15 protein-coding genes are annotated in these 13,760 nt (G+C 65.0%); 2 read left to right on the top strand and 13 right to left on the bottom strand.

What is annotated here, in order from left to right; translation table 11 throughout:
* Window positions 1-2: 2 nt before the first annotated feature.
* The 6 genes from RY1_RS19555 to RY1_RS19530 all read right to left on the bottom strand — a co-directional run bounded on the left by RY1_RS19555 (window position 3) and on the right by RY1_RS19530 (window position 3,926).
* Entirely contained in the window at window positions 3-485 is a 483-nt protein-coding gene (locus RY1_RS19555; protein ID WP_072805713.1) for a MarR family winged helix-turn-helix transcriptional regulator, read from the bottom strand.
* Between the two features lie 115 nt (window positions 486-600).
* On the bottom strand, window positions 601-1,470 hold the full coding sequence (locus tag RY1_RS19550; RefSeq protein ID WP_245819771.1) for a CopD family protein: 870 nt from the start codon (window positions 1,468-1,470) through the stop codon (window positions 601-603).
* A gap of 53 nt (window positions 1,471-1,523) precedes the next feature.
* Complete coding sequence (locus RY1_RS19545) at window positions 1,524-2,036, bottom strand: copper resistance CopC family protein (protein WP_072805712.1); 513 nt, start codon at window positions 2,034-2,036, stop codon at window positions 1,524-1,526.
* Window positions 2,033-2,689 carry a YcnI family copper-binding membrane protein gene (locus RY1_RS19540; RefSeq protein ID WP_072805711.1) on the bottom strand — a complete coding sequence of 219 codons (657 nt, stop codon included), beginning with the start codon at window positions 2,687-2,689 and terminating at the stop codon, window positions 2,033-2,035. Before RY1_RS19540 ends, RY1_RS19545 begins: the two co-directional genes overlap by 4 nt.
* A gap of 37 nt (window positions 2,690-2,726) precedes the next feature.
* Window positions 2,727-3,260: a hypothetical protein gene (locus RY1_RS19535; RefSeq protein WP_072805710.1), complete on the bottom strand. Its 534-nt coding sequence runs from the start codon at window positions 3,258-3,260 to the stop codon at window positions 2,727-2,729.
* Between the two features lie 12 nt (window positions 3,261-3,272).
* Window positions 3,273-3,926, bottom strand: a complete 654-nt coding sequence (locus RY1_RS19530; RefSeq protein WP_072805709.1) for a DUF6474 family protein — start codon at window positions 3,924-3,926, stop codon at window positions 3,273-3,275.
* A gap of 153 nt (window positions 3,927-4,079) precedes the next feature.
* On the opposite strand from RY1_RS19530, the gene RY1_RS19525 reads away from it, so the two are divergent.
* Window positions 4,080-5,687 carry a TM0106 family RecB-like putative nuclease gene (locus tag RY1_RS19525; RefSeq protein ID WP_072805708.1) on the top strand — a complete coding sequence of 536 codons (1,608 nt, stop codon included), beginning with the start codon at window positions 4,080-4,082 and terminating at the stop codon, window positions 5,685-5,687.
* 147 nt (window positions 5,688-5,834) lie between these two features.
* Here the strand turns inward: RY1_RS19525 and RY1_RS19520 are convergent, their stop codons facing one another.
* The 6 genes from RY1_RS19520 to RY1_RS19495 all read right to left on the bottom strand — a co-directional run bounded on the left by RY1_RS19520 (window position 5,835) and on the right by RY1_RS19495 (window position 11,379).
* The gene (locus RY1_RS19520) at window positions 5,835-6,602 is read right to left on the bottom strand and encodes an SDR family NAD(P)-dependent oxidoreductase (protein ID WP_072805707.1); all 768 of its coding nucleotides are present in this window, start codon (window positions 6,600-6,602) and stop codon (window positions 5,835-5,837) included.
* A 152-nt stretch (window positions 6,603-6,754) separates the two neighbouring features.
* A complete protein-coding gene (locus RY1_RS19515; RefSeq protein ID WP_245819769.1) occupies window positions 6,755-7,777 on the bottom strand; it encodes a DUF8320 family protein in 1,023 nt (340 codons plus the stop codon).
* The gene (locus RY1_RS19510; protein ID WP_072805705.1) at window positions 7,774-8,952 is read right to left on the bottom strand and encodes a sensor histidine kinase; all 1,179 of its coding nucleotides are present in this window, start codon (window positions 8,950-8,952) and stop codon (window positions 7,774-7,776) included. The genes RY1_RS19515 and RY1_RS19510 overlap by 4 nt, the downstream gene beginning before the upstream one ends.
* A gap of 43 nt (window positions 8,953-8,995) precedes the next feature.
* The gene (locus tag RY1_RS19505) at window positions 8,996-9,706 is read right to left on the bottom strand and encodes a TMEM165/GDT1 family protein (protein ID WP_072805704.1); all 711 of its coding nucleotides are present in this window, start codon (window positions 9,704-9,706) and stop codon (window positions 8,996-8,998) included.
* A 236-nt stretch (window positions 9,707-9,942) separates the two neighbouring features.
* Window positions 9,943-10,470, bottom strand: a complete 528-nt coding sequence (locus RY1_RS19500) for a peptidase (protein ID WP_072805703.1) — start codon at window positions 10,468-10,470, stop codon at window positions 9,943-9,945.
* A gap of 285 nt (window positions 10,471-10,755) precedes the next feature.
* Window positions 10,756-11,379 (bottom strand): superoxide dismutase, encoded by a 624-nt coding sequence (locus tag RY1_RS19495; RefSeq protein WP_072805702.1) that lies wholly within the window; start codon window positions 11,377-11,379, stop codon window positions 10,756-10,758.
* Between the two features lie 272 nt (window positions 11,380-11,651).
* Between RY1_RS19495 and RY1_RS19490 the strand changes: the two genes are divergently transcribed.
* Window positions 11,652-12,779, top strand: a complete 1,128-nt coding sequence (locus RY1_RS19490) for an acyltransferase family protein (protein WP_072805815.1) — start codon at window positions 11,652-11,654, stop codon at window positions 12,777-12,779.
* On the opposite strand, the gene RY1_RS19485 is transcribed toward RY1_RS19490, so the two are convergent.
* Window positions 12,767-13,696: an LLM class F420-dependent oxidoreductase gene (locus RY1_RS19485; protein WP_174565434.1), complete on the bottom strand. Its 930-nt coding sequence runs from the start codon at window positions 13,694-13,696 to the stop codon at window positions 12,767-12,769. The two genes, RY1_RS19490 and RY1_RS19485, sit on opposite strands and share 13 nt — an antisense overlap.
* Between the last annotated feature and the right edge of the window lie 64 nt (window positions 13,697-13,760).

Genomic DNA, 13,760 nt, shown 5'->3' with positions numbered 1-13,760 from the left:
TGTTATCTCGCAATCAATTTCAAGTGCGCTAGGTCGTGCTGAGCGAGCGCGTCTTCGGTAAACGTGGTGTTGAGGCGCCGGATGGAATCGAGTGCGCCCTGTGCTTCGGTTTCGCTCCAGTCACTGAGCAGTTCCCGAAGCCGTCTGGCCCGGCAATCCCAGATCATGGACAATTTCTCTCGGCCCTTGTCCGAGACCCGCACGCGGGAGGCCCGTTTGTCGTCCGGGTCGGGAGTTCGGTCGATGTACCCGAGTTCGACCAGGTCTGCGATCTGCCGACTGAGGGCGGACTGACTGACGCACAGCCGGTTGGCGAGGTCGGTCTGTCTGCATTCACCTTCGGTCGCGAGCGTGGCCAGAACTCCGGTCAGCGCCTGCGGCAGGGATGAATTCTCATCTTCGGTGGTCACGGCCCATCGCAGTGATCGCCCGAAGAGGAAAACTTCCTCCACCAGCGACTCTGCTGTGGTTGTTCGTACTGCCATGAGAGCTCCAACGGTCAACTTTCATTTACTTGCTGTCCGCAACCATATATCCAGATAGATGCAGACAGCAACTAATTAAGTTGTCTCGTGGCTCACAGTCCTTCGAAATCCGATGTCAGGCCGTCGTCGCCAGGGCTGCGGCGAGTCCGAAGGCGCTGGTGAGGACGCAGATGTGAGCGGCTGCCCGCACGACGGACTCGTCCACCTTGGCCCGGTGTGCGGCGACGGCGACGAGCCAGTCCGATCGCAACTTCCTTGCGAGCAGCACGAGAATCACCAGCAGGAGAGTCTTCGCCAGCACGATCCGGCCGTATCCGGTGTCGACGAGCCCGCCGAGCCCGCCCACCTTGACTGCGGCGTCGATCGTTCCGCTGACGGCCAGGATCCACACCGACCACCATGCGAGACGCGAGTAGACCGGCAACGCGAGCGCCCAGGCACCCTTGGCGCGAAGCGTCAGCGCCATGCCTGCGAGGACTCCGAGCCATACGGCAGCGGCGACGACGTGGACTGCGACGAACAACGCGCCGAACGGTTGCTGGGACATGTGGCCGGTGATCGGGCGTGCCACCAGCGCGACGACGGCCAGTACGGCCACGGGAACCGTCGTGACCTCGCGGCTGCCGCGGAAGGCGACGAGTCCGTAGACGCACACTCCTGCGGTACACAGCACCGAGACGATCCCGAGCTGCCCGACGGTGATGTCGGTGAGAAAACTGCCGAACGAGGACATGGGCAGCGTGCCGATGCCGCCGCCGTACGACTCTGCTGCTGCGGCGACGACCAACGCGGACTCGGCGACCGTCCACAGCCCGCCGATCACGGCCGTCGTGCGCCATATCGGTGGCCTGCTGCGCACCGGAAACAAGTCGGTGCGCAGCAGTGCCAGGCCGAGCGCCGTCGCGCCGAGACAATCGGCGAGGACCCTCAGCACGGACGACGGGTCGGGCCCGTCGGGGCGGGCGAGCAACCATGCTGCGCCCACCCCGACGAGGCCCGTAGTGCCGGCGGCGACGAACCACCACCGGCGAAAGAGGATCAGCCGGCGTCCTTCGGCTTGCGCAGGGCAAAGGCCAGCGCACCACCGAACACGAGGACTCCGACGACGAGGAACGGCCACAGTGGGACGCCGCTGTCGTCGGACTCCGCACCGGCCGACGCATCCGCTGAGGCGCCTGCCGTGCCCGAACCTTCCTCGGTCAACGTGAAGGTCCGCGTCCCGCTGATCGGATGGCCGTCGGCCGAGGTGACTCGGTACGCGAGCGTGTACTCGCCAACGGGTCCGAGCTCCCCGACGTCGACGACGATGCTCTGCCCCTCGATCCGTGGATCGCCCTTCGACCAGAGGTTGCCGTCCGGTCCGACGACGTTCAGAGTCGCGAACTGAGACTGCGGAACCTCGTTGAACGTGACCGACACCTGGTCAGGCCCCTGCGCGAGGGAAGATCCGTCTTCGGGGCTCGACCCGGTGACGATCGAGTGCGCCGACGCGGCCGGTGCCCCGACGACGAGTGCCCCGAATGCAAGAAGGGCGACGAGCAGCGCTCTCATGACCTGCGACCGCGCACGACTGCTCCGATGCCGAGTGCAGCTCCCAGTGCGCCGAGGACGAGGGCGGCTCCGGCCAACCAGCGCGCGGTGTTGTCCGACTCGGACGTGGTGGTTGCCTCGGACGTCACCGTCGCCTGACCGTGTCCCTCGTCGGAGCTGCCTGCGGCCGCGAGTGACAGCGACGGCGCTGGATGCTCGGGCTCGCTGGCGTCGTCGAGAGCCTCTTCGGTCCACTCGACGACCTGGCCGTCGTTGTAGGTCTGGACGGCGGGGAACGAGACGGTCTCCTCCTCGGGCAGCGGGCCCGCAGAGAGCAGGAACTGCTGGAACTGTCCCGGCAGCACCTCGGCGCCGGGCTCGGCCGTCCATGTGACCGAGGTGGCGAGGCCTTCGGCGTTCTTCTCGACCGTCGATGTCCATCCCGGAACCGGTTGGGTACGAGCAGAATTGAGGCCAGGAAGTTCCACCTGCACGGATGTGGTTGCGGCAGTGTCCGATTCGGTCGGAACGCGGAACGTCAGGACGGTGTAGCCGCCCTGTTCCGCCCCTGGCGCCGACACCGAGACATGGGCTGACGCCGCACCCGCGCCGACGACGAGTGCGAGGGACGTGGCTCCGGCAAGTACGCAGGCACGACGAATGAAGCTGTTCATGATTTTTCCTTCTCGAAAGTTCAGTGGAATGACGGGGTCAGATCCACACGGCGGGTGGGCCACGCCTCGAGAGGGACGTCGTGAAGACACGGAGAGGGAACCGCTGCGGCGACGCGGTGTCGATCCGGCCTGGGGCCGAGGCGTCGGGCAGGGGGAGCGGGGGACTCAGGACGGCGCGGACGACCCTGGTGATCGGCCCGTACAGACGTTCGGATGCGTAGACGAGGATTCCGCCCGCCGCCACTGCGAACAGGTGGAAAACCATCATCGACGCGCTGGGGACGAACGAGTGGGCGTGTGCCATCTCGTGCGGACTTCCGACGACGAGCGCGACGTGCGCGGCGCTCTGGCCGAGCGCCAGTCCGCCGAACAGCAGCGTCAGGTGAGCGCGGTGGTCAGCGGGTCTCGGCCCCGCCAGGAGTGCACCGATTCCAGCCGCGACGACGAGTAGGAACACCAGCGACGACCCGGCCGGATAACCGCCGCCTGCGAACCCGTGGGCGGCGACGGCGGTGGCGACGACGAGTGCACCGACAGCTCCGCCGCGAAGGGAGGCGGCAGGTGCTGTCATCGGTCGGGTGGGTCAGCGAACGCCGAGGCGAGCGAGAAGATCGGCTTCGATGCCGTCCAACTCGGCGGAGATTGCGTGGTGAGCGGCCTTGCGCCGCGGCGCGGGCATCTGCTCGGACGCACGAACTGCCGTACCGAGATCGGTGAGGCGCTGGCTGATGGCGTCGGCGAACTTGGTGGTCTCGGCGTCGGCGGACTGTGATGCCGTGACCTTGGCCAGGGACTTCTCGGCACCCGAGATACGCGCACTCAGTTTTGCGCCGTAACCGGTGAACTCGCCGAGCTCGGCGGGGCTGACCCCGAGCTTGGTGGCCCTACGGTCGTCGAGACGGGCCCGAAGAACTGCAGCGCCGCGGTAGACGATCGGCGTCAACACCGGGACGAGCACGCGGGCGATCGAGATGTACTTGCGGACCTGCGCCGCGGTGAAGGTGCCCTGGGCGGCCGCCTTCTGCTGCGCCTTCAGCGTCGCTACCTGTGCCTTCTCGACGTTCCTCTGCGACTTGGACTCGACAGCGTTCAGCTTGCGTTGAGCCTTGGCGATCGACTTGAGCTGTTTGCGATCGTTCTTCGCACCGAGCTTGGCCTCCAGCGTTGCCTTGTGCTTGAGCGCCTTGGCTTCGGCCTTGCGGGTGGCACGCCCCTTGCGCTTACCGAACAAACCCATCGACGAGGCCCCTTACGTCAGCTCTTCTGCGGTTCGGCGCGGCTAGCGCGCAACTCGTGCACAGCCTATCCGTAGCGATAGCAGGCCGACATCTTCACCCGTCGCAGGGTGGCTTCGTCCCTGGTGTCGGTGCATGGACATAGGCTCGGGGCTGTGAACAGTCGACGCACCGCACCCACCGAGGCATCGGTACTCATCGATGCCGGGTCGCTGACGCGGTGCAGGCATCGGCTGTATCTCGACACCGCGTACTCGGCCCTGCTGCGGCGCGAGCCGGAGAACCCGGGCGTCCGGCAGCGCCGAGAGGCAGCTCAGGCGCATCGTGATGCCATCAGGGCGGAGTTGTCCGCCGAACTCGACGGCTGGGTCGACATCGTCGCGCCCGACGCCAGGACGGCGGCGGATCTGACCATGGCCGCATGCCGGTCCGGGGCTCGATGGATCTGGAACGCAGTACTGCCGATCGAACGCGCTCCCGGTCGGCGCGGCCGCAGCGAGATGCTCATGCTCGATCCGGTCGGCGGTGGATACATTCCGATCATCGTCGTCAATCACAAGGTCACCGATCCTGGCTCGGGTGCGACGACGACGTCTCTGACGGAGTGGGCACCTGCCGTCGACGAGACGCGGAAGGTGCGCAGTCAGCTTCGAGATCAGCTCAGACTCGCGCATCTGTATCGAATGCTCGACTTCGAGGGTCTCGCGAGCCCGAGCGCTTCGGGCGGGGCGATCGGCTATCGGGCCGAGTGCATTCTCGTCCATGACCTGACGCCGGTTCTCGCCGAGTACGACGCGCGGTTCGCCGACCGTCTCGCAGTCGCGCGAGGGGAGCTTTTCACGACGCCGTCGCAGGTCAGTGAGTGTCGATCCTGCCCGTGGTGGACCGATTGTCGACCTCAGCTCGTTGCCACCCGAGATGTCAGCCTCGTCGCCTCGGGAATGCGCGCCGACGCGTTGCGTGAGCGCGGAGTCTTCACCATCGACGAACTCGCCGATTGGGAAGGCCCCGAGCCGTCGAGCTGGCCGTTCGGCAGTTTCGACGACGCGGTCTCCGCGGCGATGGCCTGGCGAGCGGATGTTCCGCTGCTGCGGCGCACCGAGCGAATCGAGGTGCATCGCGCGGACGTCGAGGTCGACGTCGACATGGAGAGCTACCAGGAGCACGGCGCCTACCTCTGGGGCACGTTGCTGACCGAGCGCGGCGGGCCCGAGCCGGTCTATCGCGGCTTCGTCACGTGGGATCCGCTCCCGACGGTCGACGAGGGCCGTTCCTTCGCCGAATTCTGGACTTGGCTGATGGGTAGACGCGCCGACGCGGCAGCTCGCGGCAAAACCTTTGCGGCGTACTGCTATTCGCGTCAGGCGGAGGACAAGTGGCTACTCGACTCGGCTCGGCGATTCGGCGACATCCCCGGTGTGCCGACCGAAGCGGAAATACGGGAGTTCATCGACAGTGAGCAGTGGGTCGACATCTACCAGGCCGTGAGCGATCAGTTCATCTGTCCGAACGGCAAAGGGCTCAAGAAGATTGCACCCATCGCCGGTTTCGAGTGGCGGGACGCCGAAGCGGGCGGCGAGGCATCGATGGGGTGGTACCGCGAGGCCGTCGGCTACGACGTCGAACCGGATCTTTCGCAGCGTAAGAGATTGCTGGTGTACAACGAGGACGACGTCCAAGCCACCAAGGTGCTGCGTGAGTGGATGAGCGATCGTGCAGAGATCGAGATCCCGACGATCGACTCGCTCCGCGCCCCCGCGTGAACGCTCCGGTGTGAATGCTCCTGTGTGAATGACCCGGTGTGAACGACCCGCACACCACGGCTCCCCTCGAGCCGGAACAGCGTGAGCAGTTCGGCTTTCGGGGAGCAGTGGTGTGGAACGGGCTGTTTCGATCGATGCGGAAAATCCCTAGCGAGGCTGCATCCGGATCGCGCCGTCCATGCGGATGGTTTCGCCGTTGAGGTAGTCGTGCTCGGCGATGAGCTGGACCAGCTGCGCGTACTCGGCGGGCTGGGCGAGCCGTGACGGGAACGGAACGCTGGCTTCGAGGCCCTTGCGGTACTCCTCGGTGACGCCCGCGAGCATCGGTGTGTCGACGATGCCGGGTGCGATCGTGTTGACGCGGATGCCGAACTGCGCGAGGTCGCGAGCTGCGGTGATCGTCATGGCATGGACGCCGCCCTTGGAGGCGGTGTAGGCGATCTGACCGATCTGGCCCTCGAATGCCGCGACCGATGCGGTGTTGATCACGACGCCGCGCTGGCCCGAGTCGTCGACCGTGGGCAGCGACTGGATTCGGTTGGCGGCAAGGCGCATGACGTTGAACGTTCCGAGGAGGTTGATCGTGATGACCGTGCGGAAGAGTTCGAGATCGTGCGGGCCCTTCTTCGACAGGATTCGGCCGGCCCAGCCGACGCCCGCGCAGTTCACCACGAGTCGCAGTGGGACGCCGGATGCCGTGATCGTGTCGAGCGCTGCCTCGACCTCTGCCTCGCTGGTCACGTCCGCCGGGATGAGTGTGACGCCGTCGGGGACGCTGTCACCTGCGCGTTCGATGGACTGCTGCAGATCGAGGCCGAACACCGTCACCCCTGCGTCCGCCAACCGCTTTGCCGTTGCTGCTCCCAGTCCTGATGCGCTTCCTGTGACCAGGGCTGCTGTTCCCGAAATCTCCACTGACGAATTCCCTTCGTTGTTCTCTGTCCGTTGTCCGGATATGGACCCCGTAACTCGTCTTGCACCATAACCGGGTGACATCGGGTGGTCTGAGCTGGATATGTCGTAGTTCGCACAGTCGGCCGCAAAACATGGTGCACATCACAGAAGCGCTATGGGCTGCTCGACGAGCCGTCGTGGGCATATTCGACGCGATAGGTCTCGTGTGCGTCGACGAGAATCGTCGCCAACACGGGGCGGTCGGCAGGCAGGAGCCGCACAGTGGCCGAACCGCTGACGATCCCGTCGACGTGTTCTGCCGCCGAGGCGATGATGCGCGAGCGGACATTCGCCGGGAGCTCGACGCCTGCACGGTCGTCGAGCAGAACCACACCTACCCCTCGCCTGCGCGCAGCGCGAACCGATTCCTGGAGAACCGGATCGACGAGGCCTCGGGCGCGAAGAGTGTCGCGCAGATCTGCTTCGAGGAGGATGCAGGCCATGGCGTCGTCCGGGGTCAGGTCGGGACCGAAGACGGTCCGCTCGAGCATCGGCCGTGCCAGTGCGTCGAGGCGGGCGAGTTGCGAATCTCGCTCGTCGAGGACTGCCGCTGCGGCTGCCTCGGTCGCGGTCTGCGCGGTTGCCTGTCTGCGGAGTTCGAAGATGGACCGGCCGAGCGGACGGATGGTGAAGGCGAAGAACGTCGACATCAACAACGGTGCAGCGTTGACCAGGCTGAACGACAGGCCGTACGCGGCCCCCTGTCCCGTCAGCGCAGCCCAGAGCACTGCGATCGCGATCGACGAACCGAGGCCGATCCAGGCCATCAACGTCCGTCCTCGGACGCACATGAACGTGTAGATCGCCACCGACATCCCGAGCGGCCACGTCTGCAACGGGCTGGTCAGTGGGACGGGAACCGCCGAGAAGACCAAGCCGCACGTGATCGGTCCGACCGTGGTCAGAGCCATTGCCCACCGCCGGTGAAGCGGATCGCCCGGCGCGGTGACCACCGCTATCGCGGCGGCTGCGGTGGCACAGACCGCTACCGGAATCGGCCACACGGGATCGACGCCGTCCAATGTCGACAGCGCACAGGTCGCGGCTGCGAGGATATAGAAACCGACGATCCAATACGCTGCGCGAGAACGCATTCCGAGGAGATCTCGAATGTTCTCACCTTGATCCGCGCTCACTGCGGCTCCGACCACGAGAGTCGAACGGTGGTTCCCGATCCGACGGTGGACTCGAGAAGGGAGGCGCCGCCCGGCAATCCGCGCATCCGGCCGTGGATGCTCACCGCCACGCCAAGTCGGTGCGGGGGAATGCTCGCGGGATCGAACCCGGAACCGTTGTCCTGCATGACGATATCGAGGTCGGACGTTCCGAGATGAATGGTCGCGATGCGGGTGGCGTCGACGCCGCCGTGCCGCACACTGTTGCGCACTGCCTCCGACAATGCTGCCCCCAGTGTCCTGACGACGTCGGCGGGATAGCCGGTTTCGGATGTCGTGTCGATCTCGACCGCGATGTGTTCGTCTACGCTCGTCGCCGCCGAGCGTAGGTGGGCCGCGGTTTCACCCGCGTCGAACGCGGTGACGTCGGAGTGCGAGCGTAGCGAATCGAGCTGTGCCAGCGTCTGTCCCGCCTGTTGGATCACTCCGTCGGTGCGGCCCTGACGCGCGACTGCGAGCAAGGTGGACAGGACGCCGTCGTGGATCAGAGCATCGAACCGTTCGCGCTCGATGGTGCGTGCGCCGACTGCGGCGGTGATCGATGCCTGCCGTGTGGCGTCGTCGATCGTCTCATCCAGGATCCGAGCAGTCCGAAACGCGCCGATAGCAGCAGCGAGGAAGACCGTGCAGAACACCAACGCGAACGTCATCTCCGCGAAGAGCGGTGAGTCGACGAGCGGACCGCGGAGCGCGGCCAGACTCAGTTGCACCGAGACGACGATGGTGGCCAGGTAGGTGAAGGCGAGCCATCCCGGTAGAACACATCCAGCGGCGAGGCCCGCGACACCGGGGAAAGTGGACAGTGGCAATCCGTTGGCGTCGAACGCGTCTCCACCCCATGCCGTCCACCATGTCAGCGCAGCCACGAGGTACGTCGCTGCGGCGATGGCCGCGCTGTAGCGCACCCACTTGGTATCGCCCAGGAACGACACGACACCCATCGAGAGCCCGGTCCCGAACACCGCCACAGTCATGACGGGCGCCCACCAGGCGTCGGTGAGCGGTGCCGTCCTGACAATTTCAGGAAACAGCATGACCAGATAGATCAGATATCCCGCGGCGATGAAGCGGGCGAACATCCGAAGCAAACGGTCGGAGGAGGAGTGCTCGCCCGTGTCGTCGCCGTCGATCGCCATGCGTTCCTGCCCCTCGTATCAGGGCAGGATTCTACGGCGCTACTTACTTCTCGTTCAACACATTCGGCTGTTCGAATGACGGCTGTGCGCGCTGCTTCCTGCGTCGCACAACGGCGATCGACGTCCAGACGATCACGGAGATCGACAAGACGCTCGCGGCGCCGATGACCGCCGCTGCCGTGCCCGGTGCGATGCCGTCCAGGAACAGCGAAACACCGAAGACGAAGAAGAGAACGGCTGCGCCGTACTGGATGACGCGTTCGGGCAGGTGCTTGCCCAGCACCGCGCCGAGGACGATCGCCAGCGCGTCCGCGGCCACCATGCCGACGGTCGAACCGATCCACACACCGACCCAGTTGTTGTCGGTCGCCAATGTGACCGTTGCGAGCATCGTCTTGTCGCCCAACTCGGCGAGGAAGAATGCGGATGCGATGGCGATGAACGCCGAGCGCGTGACCTTCGACGCCTTGGCGCCCTCGTCCTCGGACAGGCTGTCACCGCGAAGGGTCCACAGGCCGAAGATCACGAAGGCGAGCCCGCCGACGATCGAGATCAGCTCTGTCGGTATCGACAGGCCGAGAAAGTGACCGACGGCGACGGAGACCAGATGAACCACCGTGGTCGCGACGGTGATGCCGCCGATGACTATGTACCACTTGTAGCGCAGCGCGAAGGTCATGGCCATCAGCTGCGATTTGTCGCCCAGCTCGGCAACGAAGATGACTGCGAAACTCAGCAGTAGGGCGGACAGCACGGGTGGAGACTCCTTCGGTCGGGTGCATGACCGAAGGTCTCGCCCACCGCATCTCGTCGCTCGCGACAATGCGGTTCACTGTGCCGGGCCTCTTCGCGCGGGGCGGACAGGCCAGTATGTCGACACAGCAATTGGGGGCTACTCCCCTTCGCTGTGTCCAAGATTATGGCCGAGTTGCCGAAAAGTCCAATGCGCCAATAAGTTTGGCTCACCGAAACCCGTTGTACGGGTGCAGGTCACGATGCGAGGAGCATCGCCAAAACAGCAGTGTCGGGATCACTGATCGGATCGAGACCGACCCTGCTGATCAACGACGTGACGGTCCCGTCGGATTCGGCTTCCACCCAGGCTGCGCGATGGTCGAGGCCCAGGTGCGGCAACCCGGGAAGCAGGACGCACCCCGAGGCGGCACCCGCGCATTCGGGAAGGCTCGGCGTGGTTTCCGACGGCGGATGCAGCATCAGAAGGGCCGCCGGTTGATGGTCGGCGAAACGACCGGGTGTGACGGCCATCTCACCGATGACCGGTCCTTCGGAGACGACGAGCCCCACGGTTCCGGGCTCCGGGTCGTCGGGCAGCTCCTCGCGCACACCGAAGACGGTCGAGGTGACGAGCAGGCCTGGCATCGACGCAACACGTACGGCCAGCGTGAGGAATTGTGCCCATTCCTTCGTGGTGTCCGGCCACCGACCGGATATGACGAATCCGCGGAGAAGTCCAGCGGCATGGAAAGGGGAAACACCGATCAGATCGCGATCGTTCATCTCGTACTCCTCGCTCGCCCAGAAGAAAACTGGTACGCGACGTTGGGTACGCCTAAGAATGGATCAGAACTGTGCTGGCACACAAGACGGTACGAGTGCCAGCTGGTCCGGTGGCTTGTTTCGACCGCCCAGATCGCTTGAATGGTCCATTCATACGAACAGATAGCGTCGATGTGACTTTCAAGCGGACCGTCATCGGCAACGCCGGGCCCGGAACGCGCCGATGGGCCACGGCAACCTGCCGTGGCCCATCGATGTGAAGAACAGTGCGAAGAAAAGAAAGAACTACGGGAAGATGAGACCCGGAGTCTTCGACGTCGCAGCTTCGTAGCGTGCCTGAACGTCTGCCCAGTTCACGACATTCCAGACTGCCTTGACGTAATCGGCCTTGACGTTCTTGTACTGCAGGTAGAACGCGTGCTCCCACAGGTCGACCTGGAGGAGCGGGATGACGCCGAGTGGCACGTTCGCCTGCTGATCGTAGAGCTGGAAGGTGAGGAGCTTCTTGCCGAGCGAGTCGTAACCGAGGACTGCCCAGCCGGATCCCTGCAGGCCGTTCGCTGCTGCGGTGAACTGTGCACGGAACTTGTCGAACGAACCGAACTGGTCGTCGATGGCAGCTGCGAGCTCACCCTCGGGCTTGTCGCCACCGTTGGGGGACAGGTTCTTCCACCAGATGGAGTGGTTGACGTGGCCGCCGAGGTGGAACGCGAGGTTCTTCTCCAGGAGGAAGATGTTGCCGTGATCCTCGGCGTCGCGAGCGGCAGCGAGCTTCTCGACTGCCGTGTTCGCGCCCGCGACGTAGGTGGCGTGGTGCTTGGAGTGGTGCAGTTCGTTGATCTCGCCCGAGATGTGTGGCTCGAGGGCGGAGTAATCGAAATCAAGGTCGGGCAGTGTGTACTCGGACACGTGTTTCCCTTCTCTATCGACGACGCGTCTACCGTGATGCCGACGCGTTCGTCCTAACTGCGGATCGTCTCTCGGGTTCAACCCAATCTCATTACTACCCCCAGTGCAACAGTTGTACTCGAGATGCATTTCTCGGAATAAAAACACGCATGCGCGACGCATGAAGGAATGGCCGCTGACCACGCGTGCGCGGGAATCGATAGGTCACGGGGAGGTCACAGCTCGGTGTCTCGATTCGTCCGGCAGATGAACAAGAATCTAGAGTGACGCGGGTGGCCCCCCTGCGAAGGTCGAGCGATCACGCCGACGCACCCGCAGAATCGCCACAAGTCCACGCGCCTCGGGTCCAACTGGCCGGCGCCAACCTGCTCAGAACGATCGCAGTTCTCGCAGTGCTGTACTCCCACATCTCCTTCTACCTGATCGACGATCGCGGTGAGGGGTGGTGGGTGATCGACGTCGTGTATCGCATCTTCATCGAGGAGGCAGGTCTCAACCAGCACCTGTCCTTCGTCGGCGTCGCGATCTTCATGCTGTTGACAGGTCTGCTCGTCACGAGATCGGCCATCAGGCAATCGCGGAAGGACTTCGCGATCAGCAGGCTGTCACGGTTGATTCCGGCGCTGTGGGTGACCGTCGCCATGGCCGTCCTGCTGGTCAGGTTGGGTATCAACGGCATGTTCAGCGGACAGAGCGGTATCAGCAACGGTGAGGCCGCGCTGAGTTTCGTCCTCGGAGGCTTCTTCCTGAAACCGGAGGTGGCGGTACTCGGCGTGACGTGGACGTTGACCGTGCAGCTCATCTTCTACCTCTACTGCACGGCTGCGCGCGGACTGCTGCGCCGCCGCCCGATCGTCGTGCCCATCGCGGGAGCGATCCTGTGCGCGGTGGTGCTGATCTACAACCTCTACATCCCGCAGCCGTGGGCCGTGCCGATGCTCTCGAAGATCGCCGCCACACTTCCGACGCTGTTCCTCGGGCAGATCATCTACCTCGGATGGGCCAAGATCATCGGCTGGCGTTGGGTCGTCGTCGGCGTCATCGCGCAGGCCGAGGTGGTGCGACTGGCGACCGATGTCCACGCGTACTGGGCCGGTGACCAGTATCTGTGGACCATCGTCGTCGTCACCGGTGCCGTGCTGCTGCTCGCCCGATACGACGGCCGATTCGCGCACTGGCGGATCGTGCACTGGACCGGCACCCGCAGTTACGCGATCTATCTCGTACACACGTTGATCCTGTATCGGGTCTACGAGAACGTCGTGCCGTACACCGGGCCCACCGGAGCCGTTGTCGCGTTTCTCGGCGTCACGGCTGCGGTGTCCGAGGCTTTGTACCGATGGGTCGAGGTACCCGCAGCACGGTGGCTGAAAGTGCGGACCGTGGGTCAGCGCAGCTGACTCATCACCTCGGACGCGACGAGCCCCAGATGGTCGAGATCGCTCAGGTCGAGGGTCTGCAGGTACACCCGCGACGCGCCCAGCTCGCCGAAGCGTCCGATCTTGTCGACGAGCTCGGCCGGTGAGCCCGCGGCGCCGTTCTCGCGCAGGTCGGACACGTCGCGGCCGATCGCCGCGGCCCGGCGAGCCACCTCGTCCTCGGTTTTCCCGCAGCACAGGACCAACGCCGTCGAGTATGCGAGCGAGGCAGGATCGCGGCCGACGGACGTGCACGCCGCGCGGACGCGGTCGAACTGCGTGCGCGTGTCCGCGAGCGAGGCGAACGGAATGTTGAACTCGTCGGCGTACTTCGCGGCGAGAGCAGGCGTCCGTTTCTTGCCGCCGCCGCCGATCAGAATCGGCGGACGAGGGCTCTGCACCGGTTTGGGAAGTGCAGGCGAATCGGAGATGGGATAGTGCGTGCCGTCGTACGAGAATCTTTGTCCGACAGGCGTTTCCCACAGGCCGGTGATCACCGCCAACGATTCTTCGAGCCGGTCGAATCGCTCGCCCAACGGCGGGAACGGAATTCCGTACGCCGCGTGTTCGGCCTCGAACCACCCGGCGCCGAGGCCGAGCTCGACGCGGCCGCCGCTCATCGCGTCGACCTGCGCGACGCTGATCGCGAGCGGTCCCGGGTACCGGAACGTCGCCGAGGTGACGAGGGTGCCGAGTCGGATCGTCGAGGTCTCCCGTGCGATTCCGGCGAGTGTGATCCACGCGTCGGTCGGTCCGGGGAGCCCGTCGGAATTCATTGCCAGATAGTGGTCGGAGCGAAAGAATGCGCCGAATCCGAGTTGCTCCGCGGCCTGGGCCACACGGACGAGGTCGTCGTAGGTCGCGCCCTGCTGAGGTTCGGTGAAAATTCTGAGTTCGATGTCGGCCATGGACCGAATCCTATGAGTTTCGGCGCGGGCAAGCCTGTGGATGAAAACCGGTGCA

The organism is Rhodococcus yunnanensis NBRC 103083, assembly GCF_001895005.1.
In the GTDB taxonomy this organism is placed as follows: Bacteria; Actinomycetota; Actinomycetes; order Mycobacteriales; family Mycobacteriaceae; genus Rhodococcoides; species Rhodococcoides yunnanense.
This window is presented reverse-complemented; position numbering and strand designations above follow the sequence as displayed.